The sequence below is a fragment of the Escherichia fergusonii ATCC 35469 genome (genome assembly GCF_000026225.1).
Classification (GTDB): domain Bacteria; phylum Pseudomonadota; class Gammaproteobacteria; order Enterobacterales; family Enterobacteriaceae; genus Escherichia; species Escherichia fergusonii.
In genome coordinates, this window is sequence record NC_011740.1 from 650,433 (window position 1) to 670,715 (window position 20,283).

General features: G+C 50.2%; 13 protein-coding genes. All 13 read left to right on the top strand.

The window, feature by feature from the left end; all coding sequences use genetic code 11:
• Positions 1–49: 49 nt before the first annotated feature.
• The 13 genes from EFER_RS03370 (at position 50) to EFER_RS03430 (ending at position 20,205) form a co-directional block, all read left to right on the top strand.
• The gene (locus EFER_RS03370; RefSeq protein WP_001228873.1) at positions 50–5,029 is read left to right on the top strand and encodes an alpha-2-macroglobulin family protein; all 4,980 of its coding nucleotides are present in this window, start codon (positions 50–52) and stop codon (positions 5,027–5,029) included.
• The gene (pbpC, locus tag EFER_RS03375) at positions 5,030–7,342 is read left to right on the top strand and encodes a peptidoglycan glycosyltransferase PbpC (RefSeq protein ID WP_001253400.1); all 2,313 of its coding nucleotides are present in this window, start codon (positions 5,030–5,032) and stop codon (positions 7,340–7,342) included.
• A 147-nt stretch (positions 7,343–7,489) separates the two neighbouring features.
• A complete protein-coding gene (gene ndk / locus EFER_RS03380) occupies positions 7,490–7,921 on the top strand; it encodes a nucleoside-diphosphate kinase (RefSeq protein WP_000963837.1) in 432 nt (143 codons plus the stop codon).
• Between the two features lie 149 nt (positions 7,922–8,070).
• Positions 8,071–9,225, top strand: a complete 1,155-nt coding sequence (rlmN, locus tag EFER_RS03385) for a dual-specificity RNA methyltransferase RlmN (RefSeq protein WP_000003319.1) — start codon at positions 8,071–8,073, stop codon at positions 9,223–9,225.
• A 290-nt stretch (positions 9,226–9,515) separates the two neighbouring features.
• Positions 9,516–10,532: a cytoskeleton protein RodZ gene (rodZ, locus tag EFER_RS03390; RefSeq protein WP_001090875.1), complete on the top strand. Its 1,017-nt coding sequence runs from the start codon at positions 9,516–9,518 to the stop codon at positions 10,530–10,532.
• A gap of 26 nt (positions 10,533–10,558) precedes the next feature.
• Positions 10,559–11,677 carry a flavodoxin-dependent (E)-4-hydroxy-3-methylbut-2-enyl-diphosphate synthase gene (gene ispG / locus EFER_RS03395; RefSeq protein ID WP_000551807.1) on the top strand — a complete coding sequence of 373 codons (1,119 nt, stop codon included), beginning with the start codon at positions 10,559–10,561 and terminating at the stop codon, positions 11,675–11,677.
• 110 nt (positions 11,678–11,787) lie between these two features.
• Entirely contained in the window at positions 11,788–13,077 is a 1,290-nt protein-coding gene (gene hisS / locus EFER_RS03400; RefSeq protein ID WP_000037895.1) for a histidine--tRNA ligase, read from the top strand.
• Between the two features lie 17 nt (positions 13,078–13,094).
• Positions 13,095–13,715: a YfgM family protein gene (locus tag EFER_RS03405; RefSeq protein WP_000409194.1), complete on the top strand. Its 621-nt coding sequence runs from the start codon at positions 13,095–13,097 to the stop codon at positions 13,713–13,715.
• A gap of 10 nt (positions 13,716–13,725) precedes the next feature.
• Complete coding sequence (gene bamB, locus EFER_RS03410) at positions 13,726–14,904, top strand: outer membrane protein assembly factor BamB (protein WP_001177077.1); 1,179 nt, start codon at positions 13,726–13,728, stop codon at positions 14,902–14,904.
• A 118-nt stretch (positions 14,905–15,022) separates the two neighbouring features.
• On the top strand, positions 15,023–16,495 hold the full coding sequence (der, locus tag EFER_RS03415; protein ID WP_001317982.1) for a ribosome biogenesis GTPase Der: 1,473 nt from the start codon (positions 15,023–15,025) through the stop codon (positions 16,493–16,495).
• A gap of 62 nt (positions 16,496–16,557) precedes the next feature.
• Positions 16,558–16,773, top strand: a complete 216-nt coding sequence (locus tag EFER_RS03420) for a zinc ribbon domain-containing protein (RefSeq protein ID WP_000422353.1) — start codon at positions 16,558–16,560, stop codon at positions 16,771–16,773.
• Positions 16,774–16,982: 209 nt separating this feature from the next.
• On the top strand, positions 16,983–19,157 hold the full coding sequence (gene sinH / locus EFER_RS03425) for an intimin-like inverse autotransporter SinH (protein ID WP_024256392.1): 2,175 nt from the start codon (positions 16,983–16,985) through the stop codon (positions 19,155–19,157).
• Between the two features lie 55 nt (positions 19,158–19,212).
• Positions 19,213–20,205 carry a SinI family autotransporter-associated protein gene (locus EFER_RS03430; protein ID WP_000802326.1) on the top strand — a complete coding sequence of 331 codons (993 nt, stop codon included), beginning with the start codon at positions 19,213–19,215 and terminating at the stop codon, positions 20,203–20,205.
• The last annotated feature ends 78 nt before the right edge of the window (positions 20,206–20,283 follow it).

Sequence of the window (20,283 nt, forward strand, 5' to 3'; positions counted from 1 at the left end):
CATAATAATTACTCGACGTGGCTATGGGCCATCAGGGCAGGGATGAAAGATGAGAAAGTTAAATGTAGTAGCCTGTATGTTGCTGCTGGCCCTTTCGGGGTGCGACAACAACGATAAAACATCAGCGACGGGTAAAACTAACCCGCCAGCAGAGCAGGCAGCATCTGAAAAAAATAATACCTCAACAGAGGCTACCAGTCCGGCGAAGCCTTCTTCACAATCGCTTGAAAAACGGAAAAAACTTGCTCAGCAAAGTGCTGGAAAGTCGCTGGCTTTGCTCGACCTCTCGGAAGTACAGTTAGAGGGTGCGGCAACATTACTGCTGACATTCTCTATTCCTTTAGATCCGGAGCAAGATTTCTCTCGTCTTGTCACTGTAGTCGACACCAGGAGCGGCACAGTTGATGGTGCATGGGAGCTCTCTGACAATCTCAAGGAATTGCGTTTACGGCATCTGGAACCTCAGCGTGAGTTGGTGGTAGCAGTAAGACGTGAACTAAAAGGGTTAAATAACGCTGCGTTCGGCATTGATTACCAGAAAACCATTACTACCCGTAATATTCAGCCCAGTGTCGGATTTGCCAGTCGCGGCTCGTTACTTCCAGGAAAAGTCGCTGAAGGTCTACCGGTACTGGCACTAAATGTTAATAGCGTTGACGTTAACTTTTTTCGCATCAAACCAGAGACATTACCTTCATTTGTTAGCCAGTGGAACTACCGTAACTCGATGGAAAACTGGCAGTCAGATAAATTGCTGAAGATGGCGGACCTGGTCTATACCGGACGTTTTGATCTGAATCCGACGCGTAATACCCGCGAGAAATTACAACTTCCTTTGAGTGATATTAAGCCGCTGCAGCAGGCGGGAGTTTACCTTGCAGTGATGAACCAGGCGGGTCGTTATGACTATAGCTATCCGGCGACGTTGTTTACTCTCAGTGATATCGGTGTTTCTGTTCACAGTTACCAGAATCGTCTGGATGTATTTACCCAGAGTCTGGAAAACGGTGCTGCTCAGCAGGGAATTGAAGTCACACTGTTGAATGATAAAGGTCAAACCTTGTCACAAGCAGCCAGTGACGCAGAAGGCCATGTACAACTTGAAAACGACAAAAATGCAGCGTTGCTATTAGCGCGTAAAGACGGGCAAACAACACTGCTTGATTTAAAACTTCCTGCGCTCGATTTAGCTGAGTTTGATATTGCTGGTGAACCTGGTTTCAGCAAACAATTCTTTATGTTTGGCCCCCGCGATCTCTATCGCCCCGGTGAAACGGTTATTCTCAACGGTTTACTGCGCGATGCCGATGGTAAAGTACTGCCAGATCAGCCAATTAAGCTTGAAGTCATTAAGCCAGATGGTCAGGTGCTACGTAGCGTCGTGAGTAAGCCGGAGAATGGTCTTTACCACTTTACGTATCCGTTAGATAGTGGCGCAGCTACAGGAATGTGGCATATCCGTGCTAACACTGGCGATAATCAGTATCGAATGTGGGATTTCCATGTTGAAGATTTTATGCCAGAGCGCATGGCGCTGAATCTGACGGGTAAGAAAAAACCGTTGTCGCCAAAAGAGAGCGTGAAATTCTCCGTGGTGGGTTACTACTTGTATGGCGCACCTGCCAGCGGCAATGCATTGCAAGGGCAACTTTACCTGCGTCCACTACGGGAGGCAGTTGCTGCACTGCCTGGCTTCGAATTTGGTGACATTGCCGCTGAAAATCTTTCGCGCACTTTGGATGAAACTCAGTTGTCGCTGGATAACAGTGGGCGTGCTGAAGTCTATGTTTCAAGTGAGTGGCAAGAAACACACTCCCCATTACAGGTTATTTTCCAGGGCAGCTTGCTGGAATCTGGCGGTCGTCCGGTAACGCGTCGGGTAGAGCAGGCGATCTGGCCTGCCGATACACTACCGGGTATTCGCCCACAATTTGCAACTCAACCTGTCTACGACTACAGCTCCAATACGACTGTTAAAAAACCGATGGTTGATGAAAACAGTATTGCCAGTTTTGACATCGTTTATGCCGATGCGCAGGGCGTGAAAAAACCGGTTTCGGGCTTGCAGGTTCGTCTAATTCGGGAACGTCGCGATTATTACTGGAACTGGTCTGAATCCGAAGGCTGGCAATCGCAGTTTGATCAAAAAGAGTTGGTAGAAAACGAGCAGTCGCTGGATTTGCAAGCCGACGAAACCGGGAAAGTCAGTTTCCCTGTTGAGTGGGGTGCATATCGTCTGGAAGTCAAAGCACCCAATGAGGCAGTCAGTAGTGTTCGCTTTTGGGCGGGATACAGTTGGCAGGATAACAGTGCTGGCGGTAGCACGGTGCGTCCTGATCGCGTGACGTTAAAACTCGACAAAGCTAATTACCGCCCTGGCGACATCATCAAACTGCATATTGCTGCGCCAGCAGCAGGTAAAGGTTATGCAATGGTCGAATCCAGCGAAGGACCGTTGTGGTGGAAAGAAATTGATGTTCCTGCACAAGGGTTGGATTTGAGTATCCCGGTGGATAAAAACTGGAATCGTCATGATCTCTATTTGAGTACGCTGGTGGTGCGTCCGGGGGATAAATCCCGCTCAGCGACACCGAAACGGGCAGTTGGGGTGTTGCATTTGCCGCTTGGCGATGAAAACCGTCGTCTCGATCTGGCGCTGGAAACTCCAGCTAAAATGCGCCCGAATAAACCTCTCACGGTGAAGATTAAAGCCAGCAACAAAAATGGTGAAACACCGAAACAAGTCAATGTCCTGGTGTCTGCTGTTGATAGTGGCGTACTAAACATTACGGATTATGTCACTCCCGATCCGTGGCAGGCATTCTTTGGTCAGAAACGCTATGGCGTGGATATCTATGATATTTACGGTCAGGTTATTGAAAGTCAGGGGCGTCTTGCGGCATTGCGTTTTGGTGGCGATGGTGACGAGCTGAAACGTGGCGGTAAACCGCCAGTTAATCACGTTAATATTGTGGCGCAGCAAGCACAACCTGTCACCCTTAACGAGCAAGGTGAAGGTACGGTTACGCTGCCGATTGGCGATTTTAATGGTGAACTGCGGGTGATGGCGCAGGCATGGACAGCAGATGACTTTGGTAGCAGCGAAAGTAAGGTGGTTGTTGCAGCGCCAGTGATTGCCGAGCTTAATACACCTCGCTTTATGGCGAGTGGTGATACTTCTCGTTTAACCCTTGATATCACCAACCTGACTGATAAACCGCAAAAGCTGAATGTCACTGTTTCAGCCAGTGGTTTGCTGGAGTTGGTAGGTGAATCTCCTGCACCAGTAGAATTAGCCCCTGGTGTGCGTACCACGTTATTTATCCCGGTTCGCGCCTTGACGGGGTTCGGTGATGGCGAAATACAGGCCAATATTAGTGGTCTGGATTTGCCTGGTGAAACCTTTGGCGATCAGCATAAGCACTGGAAAATAGGCGTGCGTCCGGCATTCCCGGCACAAACCGTTAATTATGGTTTTGCGCTGCAGCCTGGTGAAACCTGGGCGCTCCCGGCAGAGAGTCTGAGCAATTTCTCACCAGCCACACTTGAAGGTCAGTTGGTGTTGAGTGGGAAACCACCCTTTAACCTTGCTCGTTATATCAAAGAGTTAAAGGCCTATCCTTACGGTTGTCTGGAACAAACTACCAGTGGCTTATTCCCATCCCTTTATACTAATTCCTCGCAGCTTTGGGCTCTCGGGATTAAAGGTGACAGTGATGAGAAACGCCGTGCTGCGGTGGATATCGGCATTTCACGCTTGTTGCAAATGCAGCGTAATAACGGTGGCTTCGCGCTGTGGGATAAAGACAGCCAGGAAGAGTACTGGTTGACTGCTTATGTTATGGATTTCTTAATTCGTGCAGGAGAGCAGGGGTATAGCGTACCAGCGACGGCCATAAACCATGGGAACGAGCGTCTGCTGCGCTATTTACAGGACCCAGGAATGATGTCTATTCCTTACGCGGACAACCTCAAAGCCAGTAAGTTTGCCGTGCAGGCTTATGCAGCGTTGGTGCTTGCTCGCCAGCAGAAAGCGCCGCTTGGTGTTCTGCGAGAAATCTGGGGGCGTCATGAGGATGCAGCTTCTGGTTTACCATTGCTGCAATTAGGTATTGCGTTGAAAAACATGGGCGATGCCACTCGTGGTGAAGAAGCTATTGCTCTGGCACTAAAAACGCCACGCCGTGACCAACGTAGTTGGTGGGGAGATTATGGCAGCCCATTGCGCGACAATGCTCTGATGCTGGCGCTGCTGGAGGAAAATAAACTACTTCCTGCCGAGCAAAATAGTTTGCTTTTTACTCTGTCAGAACAGGCGTTTGGAAAACGTTGGCTGTCAACGCAAGAAACGAATGCATTGTACCTGGCCGCGCGTACGTTTGAAAATCTACCAGGTAAATGGCAGGCACAAACGTCACTTTCTGCCGAATCGCTGACAGGGGAGAAATCACAAACCCGCAATCTGGATAGTGATCAGCTCTCCACATTGCAGGTGACTAACAATGGCGATCAACCGTTATGGCTGCGTCTGGATACCAGTGGTTATCCGCAATCCGCACCGGAACCTTTCAGTAATGTACTGCAAATTGAACGTCATATCCTCGATACGAACGGCAATAGCAAATCTCTGGAGTCATTACGCAGTGGCGAACTGGTGTTGGTTTGGTTGGAGGTGAAAGCCAACAAGAGCGTGCCGGATGCTCTGGTCGTTGATCTGCTGCCAGCCGGACTGGAACTGGAAAACCAGAATCTGGCAAATGGTAGTGCCAGTCTGGAGCAAAGTAGTAGCAAAGTGCAAAATCTGCTTATCCAGATGCAACAGGCGAATATCAATCACGTAGAGTTTCGTGATGATCGCTATGTCGCGGCGGTAGCTGTTGATAAATACCAGCCAGTAACGCTGATATATCTGGCACGTGCAGTAACACCGGGAACCTATCTGGTACCGCAACCAATGGTTGAATCAATGTACGCGCCTCAGTGGCGGGCAAGTGGCGCGTCAGAGGGATTCATGGTTGTCAGACCGTAAATGCGTCGCCTGATAAGTAAACGCGGCTGCTGGATTTCGTTAGCAGCCGCGCCCATTCTCCTGATTCTTGTTGCGTGGGGGGCTGATAAACTCTGGCCTCTTCCGCTACAGGAAGTTGCTCCTGCACGTGTTGTTGTTGCTCATGATGGTACGCCACTGTGGCGTTTTGCCGATGCTGATGGAATCTGGCGTTATCCGGTCACCATTGACGATGTTTCGCCGCGTTACCTTGAAGCGTTGATCAACTATGAAGATCGTTGGTTCTGGAAACATCCCGGCGTTAACCCCTTCTCGGTGGTGCGTGCGGCCTGGCAAGATCTTACGTCTGGCAGGGTGATCTCCGGTGGTAGCACACTTACCATGCAGGTTGCTCGTTTGCTTGATCCACACCCGAAAACTTTTGGCGGGAAAATTCGCCAGCTCTGGCGTGCGTTTCAGCTGGAGTGGCACTTATCCAAACGTGAAATTCTGACGCTGTACCTTAACCGTGCTCCATTTGGCGGTACGTTACAGGGGATTGGTGCGGCAAGCTGGGCTTACCTGGGTAAGTCTCCGGCTAATTTAAGTTACTCTGAAGCTGCAATGCTGGCCGTTTTGCCACAGGCCCCCAGCCGCCTGCGTCCGGATCGTTGGCCAGAGCGTGCTGAAGCTGCACGCAATAAAGTGCTTGAACGTATGGCAACACAAGGCGTGTGGTCTGTTAAGCAGGTGAACGAGTCGCGCGAAGAGCCAGTCTGGTTGGCGCCGAGACAAATGCCACAACTGGCACCGCTGTTTTCGCGGATGATGTTGGGTAAAAGCAAAAGCGACAAAATCGTAACCACGCTGGACGCAGGGTTACAACGACAGTTGGAAGAGTTGGCACAAAACTGGAAAAGTCGCTTACCACCACGCAGTTCGTTGGCACTGATCGTTGTTGATCATACTGATATGAGTGTGCGTGGTTGGGTAGGATCTGTTGATCTTAATGATGATTCCCGTTTTGGGCATGTCGATATGGTTAACGCGATCCGATCACCAGGATCGGTGCTTAAACCGTTTGTTTATGCTTTGGCATTGGATGAAGGATTAATCCATCCGTCATCGTTGTTGCAGGATGTTCCCCGGCGTACAGGTGATTATCGCCCTGGCAATTTTGACAGTGGTTTTCATGGCCCGATCAGCATGAGCGAAGCCCTGGTTCGCTCACTGAACTTACCTGCAGTGCAAGTTCTGGAGGCCTACGGCCCAAAAAGATTTGCGGCGAAATTGCGTAATGTTGGCTTGCCTCTGTATTTACCTGCGGGAGCGGCGCCAAATCTTTCGTTAATTCTCGGCGGAGCTGGCGCTCGTCTGGATGAGATGGCGGCAGCCTATAGCGCTTTTGCCCGCCACGGCAAAGCAGGTAAATTACGTTTACAGCCTGACGCTCCCTTAATTGAGCGACCATTAATGTCACCAGGTGCGGCGTGGATAATCCGCCGCATCATGGCTGATGAAGCACAACCATTGCCGGACAGTTCCCTGCCGCGTATTGCGCCTCTGGCATGGAAGACGGGCACCAGCTACGGTTACCGCGATGCATGGGCTATTGGCGTTAACGCTCGTTACGTAATCGGTATCTGGACAGGCAGACCGGACGGCACGCCCGTTGTCGGTCAGTTTGGCTTTGCCAGCGCAGTTCCTCTACTTAATCAGGTCAATAACATCCTGATGTCGCGTAGTATAAATCTACCAGAAGATCCACGGCCGAAGTCTGTCAGTCGCGGTGTCATCTGCTGGCCTGGTGGGCAATCATTGCCAGAAGGTGACAGTAATTGCCGCCGTCGTCTTGCCACCTGGTTGCTCGAAGGTAGCCAGCCACCAACATTACTTTTACCGGAGCAGGAAGGAATAAGTGGGATTCGTTTCCCCATCTGGCTTGATGAGCAAGGTAAACGTGTTGCTGCTGATTGTCCTCAGGCTCGACAAGAAATGATTAATGTCTGGCCGTTACCGCTGGAACCCTGGCTACCTGCTGCTGAACGACGAGTTGCACGCTTACCTGGAGCATCAACAAATTGCCCGCCCTATGGTCGCGATGCTCAGTTACCTTTGCAGTTGATTGGTGTGCGTGATGGGGTAATTATCAAACGTTTGCCAGGAGCCAACGATGCATCATTACCAGTACAATCAAGCGGAGGAACAGGCGAACGCTGGTGGTTTCTTAATGGTGAACCGTTAGCTGAACGTGGTCATAGCTTAACGTTGCGACTTCGCGAGAAGGGTGAATATCAATTACTGGTAATGGACGAAATGGGGCAGGTGGCGACAGTGAGATTTGTCATGCAGTAGTCTGTTTTGCTCATATTTGTTGCTTAAACTCGTTTTATTTTAAAAAAATGTTACCTCTATCAATAGTCAACAGCGCAGATGCTCTTTATAATCCGCGCCATCTCGTACGCAGGTACAGACAACAACGAATACTTTACAGAGGTAAACATGGCTATTGAACGTACTTTTTCCATCATCAAACCGAACGCGGTAGCAAAAAACGTCATTGGTAATATCTTTGCGCGCTTTGAAGCTGCAGGGTTCAAAATTGTCGGCACCAAAATGCTGCACCTGACCGTTGAACAGGCTCGTGGCTTTTATGCTGAACACGATGGAAAACCGTTCTTTGATGGTCTGGTTGAATTCATGACCTCTGGTCCGATCGTGGTTTCCGTGCTGGAAGGTGAAAACGCCGTTCAGCGTCACCGCGATCTGCTGGGCGCGACCAATCCGGCAAACGCACTTGCCGGTACTCTGCGTGCTGATTACGCTGACAGCCTGACCGAAAATGGTACTCACGGTTCTGATTCCGTCGAATCTGCCGCTCGCGAAATCGCTTATTTCTTCGGCGAAGGCGAAGTGTGCCCGCGCACGCGTTAATAATTTCATAAATGCCGCGTGCAAACGTGGCATCCGTGCGCCAGAATTTGTACAATGCAGCGCCCCCGGACGAGCAGCCGCTCACCGGGGCGTTTCTTTTTTCAACCCTCCAGGGGCCATAACGTGTAATAACGAGGCCGGAATAGCATATGTCTGAACAATTAGTCACACCTGAAAACGTCACCACAAAAGATGGAAAAATCAACCTGCTGGATCTCAACCGTCAGCAGATGCGGGAGTTTTTTAAAGATTTAGGTGAAAAACCCTTCCGCGCCGATCAGGTGATGAAGTGGATGTATCACTATTGCTGCGACAACTTTGATGAGATGACCGACATCAACAAAGTGTTGCGCGGCAAGCTGAAAGAGGTGGCGGAAATTCGCGCACCGGAAGTGGTTGAAGAACAGCGTTCATCTGACGGCACCATTAAATGGGCGATTGCCGTTGGCGATCAGCGCGTCGAAACGGTGTATATCCCCGAAGACGACCGTGCCACGCTTTGCGTTTCCTCGCAGGTGGGGTGTGCGCTGGAGTGTAAATTCTGTTCCACCGCCCAGCAGGGCTTTAACCGCAATCTGCGGGTGTCGGAAATTATCGGCCAGGTGTGGCGAGCGGCGAAAATCGTTGGCGCAGCAAAAGTCACCGGTCAGCGCCCAATCACTAACGTAGTGATGATGGGTATGGGCGAGCCGCTGCTCAACCTGAACAACGTCGTTCCGGCGATGGAAATCATGCTCGATGATTTCGGTTTTGGTCTGTCTAAACGTCGCGTTACGCTTTCCACTTCCGGTGTAGTTCCGGCGCTGGATAAACTGGGCGATATGATCGACGTAGCGCTGGCAATTTCCCTGCACGCGCCGAACGACGAAATTCGTGACGAAATTGTGCCGATCAACAAAAAGTACAATATCGAAACGTTCCTTGCTGCGGTGCGCCGCTATCTGGAGAAATCTAACGCCAATCAGGGCCGAGTTACTATTGAATACGTGATGCTTGATCACGTTAACGACGGCACTGAACACGCGCACCAACTGGCGGAGCTGCTGAAAGATACGCCGTGTAAGATCAACCTGATCCCGTGGAACCCGTTCCCTGGCGCGCCGTATGGACGCAGTTCGAACAGCCGTATCGACCGTTTCTCAAAAGTGCTGATGAGCTACGGTTTCACCACTATTGTGCGTAAAACTCGTGGTGATGATATCGATGCTGCCTGTGGTCAGTTGGCGGGCGATGTTATCGACCGTACGAAACGTACTCTGCGTAAACGGATGCAGGGTGAGGCTATCGACGTTCGTTCTGTCTGATAAATGTTACGCCACGGTTGTTTTATATACCGTGGCGTATTGTTTTATGAATGTAGCAGTCTGTTTCAATTGCCTGGTCAATAATTACGGTGCGTTTTTGTTGACTTTAAGGCAGTATGTAACGATGCAACAATAAGTTAGCTTTTGCTACCAGGCTGTTTTGTCATGAGCACAAAGACCGCCTTATACTGTATGATTAAAGCTAACTGATCTGATGTTTCGCGGTGTGGGTGAGCTTACCGCTCGCCGGCATCTGAATTCTCATTTACACGTACCAGCAGCTGTCGCGAATGAATACTGAAGCCACGCACGACCAAAATGAAGCACTTACCACTGGCGTTCGTCTACGTAACGCCCGTGAACAACTCGGACTCAGCCAGCAAGCGGTTGCTGAGCGACTTTGCCTGAAGGTTTCCACGGTACGCGATATTGAAGAAGATAAGGCACCTGCCGATCTTGCTTCAACATTCCTGCGCGGATATATCCGCTCTTATGCGCGTCTGGTGCATATTCCAGAAGAAGAACTGCTGCCGGGACTGGAAAAACAGGCTCCGTTACGGGCTGCAAAAGTTGCGCCAATGCAGAGTTTTTCCCTCGGAAAGCGCCGCAAAAAACGTGACGGCTGGTTGATGACGTTCACCTGGCTGGTGCTGTTTGTTGTCATTGGCCTGAGCGGTGCCTGGTGGTGGCAGGATCACAAAGCCCAGCAGGAAGAAATCACTACCATGGCTGATCAATCTTCTGCTGAGTTAAATGCTAACGGCACGAATTCACAAAGTATTCCACTGGAAAACAGCACGACAACTGTCCCGGAAGCTACACCGGCTCCTGCTGCTCCGGTGGATACCACTGCAAATGAACAAACGCCTGCTGCTTCTACCCCTGCGCCAGTCACTGAACCGCAGCAGAATGCCGTCGTTCCTCCTTCGCAGGCTAATGTTGACACCGCTACAACTGCGCCAGCAGCACCTGCTACAACCACGACTCCAGATACTGCTACTCCGCTGCCAACCGATCAGGCAGGCGTGACCACGCCGGCGGCTGACCCGAATGCGTTGGTGATGAACTTTACTGCCGATTGCTGGCTGGAAGTCACTGATGCTACCGGTAAAAAACTGTTTAGCGGTATGCAGCGTAAAGACGGTAATTTGAATTTAACCGGCCAGGCTCCGTACAAACTGAAAATTGGTGCGCCAGCCGCAGTACAGATCCAGTATCAAGGGAAACCTGTCGATCTGAGTCGTTTTATCAGAACTAACCAGGTTGCGCGTCTGACCCTAAATGCCGAACAATCACCGGCGCAGTAACAGACGGGTAACGCGGGAGATTTTTCATGCATAACCAGGCTCCAATTCAACGTAGAAAATCAACACGGATTTACGTTGGGAATGTGCCGATTGGCGATGGTGCCCCCATCGCCGTACAGTCCATGACCAATACGCGTACGACAGACGTCGAAGCGACGGTCAATCAAATTAAGGCGCTGGAACGTGTTGGCGCTGATATCGTCCGTGTCTCCGTACCGACGATGGACGCGGCAGAAGCGTTCAAACTCATCAAACAGCAGGTTAACGTACCGCTGGTGGCTGATATCCACTTTGACTATCGCATTGCGCTGAAAGTAGCGGAATACGGGGTTGATTGTTTGCGTATTAACCCTGGCAATATCGGTAATGAAGAGCGTATTCGCATGGTGGTTGACTGCGCGCGCGATAAAAACATTCCGATCCGTATTGGCGTTAACGCTGGATCGCTGGAAAAAGATCTGCAAGAAAAGTATGGCGAACCGACGCCGCAGGCATTGCTGGAATCTGCCATGCGCCATGTTGATCATCTTGATCGTCTGAACTTCGATCAGTTCAAAGTCAGCGTCAAAGCGTCTGATGTCTTCCTCGCTGTTGAGTCTTATCGTCTGCTGGCAAAACAGATCGATCAACCGCTGCATCTTGGGATCACCGAAGCGGGTGGCGCACGCAGTGGGGCAGTAAAATCTGCCATTGGTTTAGGCCTGCTGCTGTCTGAAGGCATCGGCGACACGCTGCGCGTATCGCTGGCGGCCGATCCGGTCGAAGAGATCAAAGTCGGTTTCGATATTTTGAAATCGCTGCGTATCCGTTCGCGTGGGATCAACTTCATCGCCTGCCCGACCTGTTCGCGTCAGGAGTTTGACGTTATCGGTACGGTTAACGCCCTGGAGCAACGCCTGGAAGATATCATCACTCCGATGGACGTTTCGATCATTGGTTGCGTGGTGAATGGCCCTGGCGAGGCACTGGTTTCTACACTTGGCGTCACGGGCGGCAACAAGAAAAGCGGCCTTTATGAAGACGGCGTGCGCAAAGACCGTCTGGACAACAATGACATGATCGACCAGCTGGAAGCGCGCATTCGCGCGAAAGCCAGTCAACTGGACGAAGCGCGTCGAATTGACGTTCAGCAGGTTGAAAAATAATAACGTGATGGGAAGCACCTCGCTTCCCGTGTATGATTGAACCCGCATGGCTCCCGAAATATTGAGGGGCGCGTTGAGGGTTCATTTTTATATTCAGAAAGAGAATAAACGTGTCGAAGAAAATTCAGTCTGTACGCGGTATGAATGATTATTTGCCAGTGGAAACCGCTGTATGGCAACGCGTTGAGCGCATAATTAAAAGCGTTGTTGAGTCTTACGGATACAGTGAGATTCGCACACCTATTCTTGAGCAAACGCCACTGTTTAAGCGCGCTATCGGTGAAGTTACCGATGTTGTTGAAAAGGAGATGTACACCTTCAACGATCGTGAGCGTGATGCAAAAGAGGTTGTCTCGTTAACTCTTCGCCCTGAAGGTACAGCAGGATGTGTACGCGCCGGTATAGAGCATGGCCTTCTGTACAATCAGGAACAGCGTTTGTGGTATATGGGGCCGATGTTCCGTCACGAACGCCCGCAAAAAGGTCGTTATCGACAGTTCCACCAAATCGGTCTCGAAGTTTTTGGCCTACAGGGTCCAGATATCGACGCCGAACTCATTATGCTTACTGCTCGTTGGTGGCGTGAACTGGGTATCTCCGAACACGTAACTCTTGAGCTGAACTCTATCGGTTCGCTGGAAGCACGCGCCAATTATCGCGATGCGCTGGTTGCATTCCTTGAGCAGCATAAAGAAAAGCTGGACGAAGACTGCAAACGCCGCATGTACACTAACCCGTTGCGCGTGCTGGATTCCAAAAATCCGGAAGTGCAGGCGCTTCTCAACGACGCTCCGGCATTAGGCGATTATCTGGACGAGGAATCTCGTGAGCACTTTGCTGGTCTGTGCAAACTGCTGGAGAGCGCGGGTATCGCTTACACCGTAAACCAGCGTCTGGTGCGTGGTCTGGATTACTATAACCGTACTGTTTTCGAGTGGGTGACTAACAGCCTCGGTTCCCAGGGTACTGTGTGTGCAGGCGGTCGTTATGATGGTCTGGTGGAACAACTGGGTGGTCGTGCAACATCGGCAGTCGGTTTCGCGATGGGCCTCGAACGTCTTGTATTGTTAGTTCAGGCCGTTAATCCGGAATTTAAAGCCGATCCTGTTGTCGATATATATCTGGTGGCTTCAGGTGCTGACACACAGCCTGCGGCAATGGCATTAGCCGAGCGCCTGCGTGATGAATTACCGGGCGTGAAACTGATGACCAACCACGGCGGTGGCAACTTTAAAAAACAATTTGGCCGCGCTGATAAGTGGGGCGCACGTATTGCTGTAGTACTGGGTGAGTCAGAAGTGGCTAACGGTACGGCGGTAGTGAAAGATTTGCGCTCTGGTGAGCAAACGGCAGTCGCGCAGGATAGCGTAGCCGCGCATTTGCGCACGTTACTGGGTTAAGGAAGGAGAAGGACAGCGTGGAAATTTACGAGAACGAAAACGACCAGGTTGACGCGGTAAAACGCTTTTTTGCCGAAAATGGCAAAGCCCTGGCTGTTGGGGTGATTTTAGGAGTAGGCGCACTGATTGGCTGGCGCTACTGGAACAGTCATCAAGTTGAGACTGCACGCTCTGCTTCTCTGGCTTATCAAAATGCAGTTACCGAAGCGAGTGCTGGTAAACCTGAAGGTATTGTTGTTGCAGAGAAATTTGTGACAGAGAACAAAAATACCTACGGTGCGTTGGCTTCTCTGGAACTTGCGCAGCAGTTTGTTGACAAAAATGAATTGCAGAAAGCTGAGGCTCAGTTACAACAAGGGCTGACAGCTACCAGCGATGAAAATCTCAAAGCGGTGATTAATCTGCGTCTTGCCCGCGTTCAGGTGCAACTCAAACAAGCAGATGCTGCGCTAAAAACCCTCGACACAATCAAAGGTGAAGGATGGGCAGCAATAGTTGCCGACCTGCGTGGCGAAGCGTTGTTGAGTAAAGGCGATAAACAAGGTGCGCGTAGCGCATGGGAAGCGGGTGTGAAAAGCGATGCCTCTCCTGCGTTGAGTGAAATGATGCGGATGAAAATCAATAATTTGTCCATCTGAGAGGGACCCGATGCAATTGCGTAAATTACTTCTGCCAGGACTGCTTTCCGTTACCTTATTGAGCGGTTGTTCACTATTTAGCGGCGAAGAAGATGTCGTTAAGATGTCCCCATTACCGACGGTTGAAAACCAATTTGAACCGTCAACGGCGTGGAGCACCTCGGTCGGTAACGGTATTGGTGATTACTACTCTAATCTTCATCCTGCTTTGGCAGATAACGTTGTCTACGCAGCCGATCGCGCAGGTGTCGTTAAAGCCGTTAATGCTGACGATGGCAAAGAAATCTGGTCTATCAGTCTTGCTGAGAAAGATGGCTGGTTATCGAAAACCCCAGCACTGCTCTCTGGCGGTGTAACGGTTGCGGGTGGCAAGGTTTATGTGGGTAGCGAAAAAGCGCAGGTTTATGCGCTGAATGCTGGCGACGGAACTGTTGCATGGCAGACCAAAGTTGCTGGTGAGGCGCTTTCTCGCCCGGTGGTTAGCGATGGTCTGGTATTAATTCACACCAGCAATGGTCAGTTGCAGGCTTTGAACGAAGCTGACGGCGCTATCAAATGGACGGTTAACCTTGATATGCCTTCGCTTTCACTGCGTGGTGAGTCTGCTCCAGCAACCGCCTTTGGTGCAGCGATTGTCGGTGGTGATAATGGTCGCGTCAGTGCCGTGTTGATGCAGCAAGGCCAGATGATTTGGCAGCAGCGTATCTCTCAGGCGACCGGTTCCACAGAGATTGACCGTTTGAGCGATGTTGATACTACGCCAGTGGTCGTAAATGGCGTCGTTTATGCACTGGCTTATAATGGTAATCTGACTGCGCTCGATCTGCGTAGCGGTCAGATTATGTGGAAACGCGAACTGGGTTCGGTGAACGATTTTATCGTTGACGGTAACCGTATTTATCTGGTCGATCAGAATGACCGCTTGCTGGCGCTGACCACTGATGGTGGCGTGACCTTATGGACGCAAAGCGATCTGCTGCATCGTCTGTTAACTGCTCCGGTGCTGTATAACGGCAACCTGGTGGTGGGTGACAGCGAAGGTTATCTGCACTGGATCAACACCGAAGATGGTCGTTTTGTTGCTCAACAGAAAGTTGATAGCTCTGGTTTTGTTACTGAGCCAGTAGCTGCTGATGGCAAACTGCTAATCCAGGCGAAAGACGGTACGCTGTATTCCATTACGCGTTAATCGTCTTGGCTGTTAGTTTTAAAAAACGGCTCCTGGACAAGGGGCCGTTTTCCTGTTTTTAACAACGGCGCAAATTTGTGAGCGTTGTTTGATGATTTATAAAAATGAGGCTTTAAACATGGTACCTGTGGTCGCGCTTGTCGGGCGCCCTAACGTCGGAAAATCCACGTTATTTAACCGTCTAACTCGCACACGAGATGCGCTGGTTGCGGATTTCCCAGGTCTGACTCGTGACCGTAAATACGGTCGTGCAGAAATTGAAGGCCGCGAGTTTATTTGTATTGATACTGGCGGGATTGATGGCACCGAAGACGGTGTAGAGACTCGTATGGCAGAACAATCGCTGCTTGCGATCGAAGAAGCAGATGTTGTGCTGTTTATGGTCGATGCGCGCGCTGGCCTGATGCCTGCGGATGAAGCGATTGCCAAACATCTGCGCTCCCGCGAAAAGCCAACCTTCCTGGTGGCAAACAAAACTGACGGGTTGGATCCTGATCAGGCGGTGGTTGATTTCTACTCGCTTGGTTTAGGTGAAATCTACCCGATCGCCGCATCTCACGGTCGTGGCGTATTAAGTCTGCTGGAGCACGTGCTGCTGCCGTGGATGGAAGATCTCGCACCACAAGAAGAAGTGGATGAAGACGCTGAATACTGGGCGCAATTTGAAGCAGAAGAAAACGGCGAAGAAGAAGAGGAAGATGACTTCGACCCGCAAAGCCTGCCAATCAAACTGGCGATAGTGGGTCGTCCAAACGTTGGTAAGTCTACACTCACTAACCGTATCCTTGGCGAAGAGCGCGTTGTGGTTTATGACATGCCAGGCACCACGCGTGACAGTATTTACATTCCAATGGAACGCGATGGACGTGAGTATGTGCTCATCGATACTGCCGGCGTACGTAAACGCGGCAAAATCACCGATGCGGTAGAGAAATTCTCCGTAATCAAAACATTGCAGGCGATTGAGGATGCCAACGTGGTGATGTTGGTGATTGATGCTCGCGAAGGTATTTCCGATCAGGATCTCTCCCTGCTGGGCTTTATTCTCAATAGTGGGCGCTCACTTGTGATTGTAGTGAACAAGTGGGACGGCCTGAGCCAGGAAGTGAAAGAGCAAGTAAAAGAGACGCTGGACTTCCGTCTGGGCTTTATCGACTTTGCTCGCGTGCATTTTATTTCTGCATTACACGGCAGCGGCGTTGGTAACCTATTTGAGTCAGTACGTGAAGCGTATGACAGTTCCACTCGTCGTGTGGGGACATCTATGTTGACGCGTATCATGACCATGGCGGTTGAAGATCACCAGCCGCCGCTGGTTCGCGGGCGTCGTGTGAAGCTGAAATATGCCCACGCCGGTGGTTACAATCCGCCGATTGTGGTGATTCACGGCAACCAGGTGAAAGACCTGCCTGATTCGTACAAACGCTACTTGATGAATTACTTCCGCAAGTCTCTGGACGTGATGGGTACGCCGATTCGTATTCAGTTCAAAGAAGGGGAAAACCCATATGCGAACAAGCGTAACACCCTGACGCCGACCCAGATGCGCAAGCGTAAGCGTTTGATGAAGCATATTAAGAAAAGTAAGTAATCACTTATCTGGTTTCCCTTTCCAAACGGAGAGGGAAACTGAACAACAGGCGAGGAGTATTTATGGAACTCAACTGCCCAATCTGCCATAACCCTCTCGAACGCAACGGTGAAACTGCCCACTGTGCAACTTGTGCCAAAGATTTCACCATTCAGGCGCTTTGTCCTGACTGTCATCAGCCATTACAAGTGTTAAAAGCTTGTGGTGCAGTAGATTATTTCTGCCAGCATGGGCACGGTTTAATATCTAAAAAACGCGTTGAATTTATTGTTGCTTAATATTATTTAAATATATGATGAAATCATTTGTATTCATAATATAAATGATTTCATCCTATTTTATTTGTTGAAGCGCAAATACAAGTGAATGAAATCACTGTGTTATAAATTTAAGATTATATTTAGTTTTCCTGGCGTGCCTTTCTGAACAATCTGGAATAGAATATTAAAGCTTATTTTAAGCATTATTAATGTCACAGGGGATGTGCATGCTGCGATGGAAACGCTGTATTATGCTAACATTTATCTCTGGAGCTGCTTTTGCGGCTCCAGAGATAAATGTTGAGCATAAAGAATCGTTACCTGATTTAGGTAGTCAGGCCGCACAACAGGAAGAACAAACTAACAAGGGTAAATCGCTAAAAGAGCGTGGTGCCGATTACGTCATTAACTCCGCCACGCAAGGGTTTGAAAACCTGACACCCGAGGCGCTGGAGTCCCAGGCCAGAAGCTATCTGCAAAGTCAAATTACCTCTACGACACAATCTTATATTGAGGATACACTCTCCCCCTACGGTAAGGTCCGAACGAATCTTTCTCTTGGTCAGGGCGGCGATCTGGATGGCAGTTCCATCGACTATTTTGTTCCCTGGTATGATAATCAAACTACTGTTTATTTCAGCCAATTTTCCGCACAACGAAAAGAAGATCGTACGATCGGGAATATTGGGCTTGGTGTAAGACATAATTTTGAAAAATGGTTGTTGGGTGGAAATATATTTTATGATTATGATTTTACCCGAGGACATCGCCGTTTAGGTTTAGGCGCCGAAGCGTGGACTGATTATTTAAAATTCTCTGGCAACTATTATCACCCGCTTTCTGATTGGAAAGACTCCGAAGATTTTGATTTTTATGAGGAGCGTCCTGCGCGCGGCTGGGATATTCGCGCCGACGCCTGGCTACCCGCTTACCCGCAGCTTGGCGGTAAAATCGTTTTCGAACAGTATTACGGTGATGAAGTCGCGCTTTTTGGAACTGATAATCTGGAGAAAGATCCCTTCGCCGTCACGCTGGGTGTGAAATACCAGCCCGTACCGCTCATTGCCGTCGGTACAGATTTCAAAGCTGGCACTGGCGATAATACCGATCTTTCTGTTAACGCAACGCTGAACTACCAGTTTGGCGTCCCGCTCAAAGACCAGCTTGATCCTGACAAAGTGAGCGCGGCTCACTCGCTCATGGGCAGCCGTCACGACTTTGTTGAACGTAACAACTTTATTGTTCTGGAATACAAAGAGAAAGATCCCCTCGATGTCACTTTGTGGCTGAAAGCTGATGCGACGAATGAACATCCCGAGTGCGTGATTAAAGATACGCCAGAAGCAGCCATCGGGCTGGAAAAATGTAAGTGGACCATTAACGCGCTCATTAATCATCACTACAAAATCGTTGCTGCCTCCTGGCAGGCGAAAAACAATGCTGCACGTACGCTGGTGATGCCGGTTATCAAAGAAAATACGCTTACTGAAGGGACCAACAACCACTGGAATCTGGTGCTGCCTGCCTGGCAGTACAGCTCTGATAAAGCCGACCAGGAAAAACTCAATACCTGGCGGGTACGTCTGGCGCTGGAAGATGAAAAGGGCAATCGGCAGAACTCCGGCGTGGTGGAAATTACCGTTCAGCAGGACCGTAAAATTGAGCTCATTGTTAACAACATCGCCAATGTACCGGATGAGAACAATCACAGCCACGAAGCCAGCGCGCAAGCGGATGGTGTAGATGGTGTCGTCATGGATCTCGACGTTACCGATAGCTTTGGCGACAACACTGACCGTAACGGTAATGTCTTGCCGCAGGATAATCTCAGCCCGCAGCTGTTTGATGCCAACGATAAAAAAGTGACGCTGACGAATAAACCCTGCACCACCGAGGTGCCGTGCGTTTTTATCGCCAAACAAGATAAAGAAAAGGGGACCGTTACGCTCTCCAGTACGTTGCCCGGCACTTTCCGCTGGAAGGCGAAAGCCGCACCTTACGATGACAGTAACTATGTTGACGTAACGTTCCTGGGTTCTGACATCGGCGGGCTGAATGCTTTTATCTACCGCGTTGGTGCGGCTAAGCCCGTCAATCTTATCGGTAACAAAGAACCGTTGCCCCTCAATAGCCGCTATCGCTTTGTGCTGTGGCGCGACGCTAACAAAGACGGCGTGTTTCAGCTTTCTGAGAAGCTCACTGACGACGAGATGAAACAGTATGACTACCAGTGGGAATTCACGGGGAATAGCGTAAATGGCAATACCGGCGCGCAAACCAATACCGCTAATGTCGATATAGCGATCCCGGTAACCAACAAGGAAGCGGCAGCAAAGTTTAATGCTCAGGTAACCGATGGTGTGCAGGGATACGGTTTGCAGGTCAATTACAGCAAGAAATAGGGTCGGCGCCATGGCTGATCGGGCCACCGCTGAATATTAATCAAGGAGAGTGTTTATGAAACCTCATATGAAACGTGGCCTGACAAAAGTCGCGCTGGCACTGATGCTGGCTGGATACTGTGCCGTACCAGCCGCTATGGCGGAAGATGCCGCCTGGGTTGCCAGTGGAACGACCGCTGAATTCGAAGGGACTATTCCCTGGCTCTATCGCGAGGGTGGGAATGCCACGATTAACTCGGACGATGCGGATCACATCAAAGTAACGTCAGATGGTAAAGGTACCCGTCCTTCAGGTAGCGAGACGGATAAACGCCTTTACTCAGGAGATACCATCACGTTGGGGTGGGATATCGGCGATACCGAAGGGGATATCGACGATGGTCCAGACGGTATTGATGCGAAAACGACGGCGACTATCAAATGGTACAGTTACAGCGATAATGCGGGTGGCGGTAAAACGGAGCTGACCGCAGCGGCAGGCAAGACGAGTTATAAACTCACCAATGACGAACGTGGGCGTTATATCGGTGTTGAAATCCAGCCCATCACCCAGACCGGTAATCCTTTCGAGGGAACTTCGCTGACTCTGCTGGATATTTCAACGGCCAGCGGTGGCGGCAGCGATACGGATAATGTCGATCCCGGCCCGGTTGTGAACCAGAACCTGAAAGTTGCCATCTTCGAGAAAGGCACCACTACCAACCTTATCGGTGGTAATACGGCCATTGCACTTAACAAAACGTATGTGGCCAAACTGTACTCGGATGAAAACCAGAACGGTAAGTACGATGCGGGTACGGATGTGGACGTTACCGCTAACTACGACTTTGCGTGGGTCTTCAACGGTAACAGTAAACAACTTGCTGCGGCGGGCGGTATTGCTAATGCCAGCTTCGATAACAAAGACATTGTTATCCCGCAAACTAACGAACAAGCAAGAACCAGCCTTAACGGTAGTGACCGTAATGGTAAGAGTGGTCTTGCGATTCCGGCAAACGGCGACGGCGTTCAGGGCTATACGCTGTCTATCATTTACAAACACCACTAATGCGCACAACAGCATTCCCATACGGGAATGCTGTTTTCCGCCTGTTTTGCTTAGCGACGCGTTAAGCAAAACAGGTTG

Bases quoted from the DNA above. Each gene is read 5' to 3' on its own strand.
- ndk (WP_000963837.1), top strand. From the start codon at position 7,490: ATGGCTATTGAACGTACTTTTTCCATCATCAAACCGAACGCGGTAGCA.
- rodZ (WP_001090875.1), top strand. From the start codon at position 9,516: ATGAATACTGAAGCCACGCACGACCAAAATGAAGCACTTACCACTGGC.
- EFER_RS03370 (WP_001228873.1), top strand. From the start codon at position 50: ATGAGAAAGTTAAATGTAGTAGCCTGTATGTTGCTGCTGGCCCTTTCG.
- EFER_RS03430 (WP_000802326.1), top strand. From the start codon at position 19,213: ATGAAACCTCATATGAAACGTGGCCTGACAAAAGTCGCGCTGGCACTG.
- pbpC (WP_001253400.1), top strand. From the start codon at position 5,030: ATGCGTCGCCTGATAAGTAAACGCGGCTGCTGGATTTCGTTAGCAGCC.
- rlmN (WP_000003319.1), top strand. From the start codon at position 8,071: ATGTCTGAACAATTAGTCACACCTGAAAACGTCACCACAAAAGATGGA.
- sinH (WP_024256392.1), top strand. From the start codon at position 16,983: ATGCTGCGATGGAAACGCTGTATTATGCTAACATTTATCTCTGGAGCT.
- bamB (WP_001177077.1), top strand. From the start codon at position 13,726: ATGCAATTGCGTAAATTACTTCTGCCAGGACTGCTTTCCGTTACCTTA.
- der (WP_001317982.1), top strand. From the start codon at position 15,023: ATGGTACCTGTGGTCGCGCTTGTCGGGCGCCCTAACGTCGGAAAATCC.
- ispG (WP_000551807.1), top strand. From the start codon at position 10,559: ATGCATAACCAGGCTCCAATTCAACGTAGAAAATCAACACGGATTTAC.
- EFER_RS03420 (WP_000422353.1), top strand. From the start codon at position 16,558: ATGGAACTCAACTGCCCAATCTGCCATAACCCTCTCGAACGCAACGGT.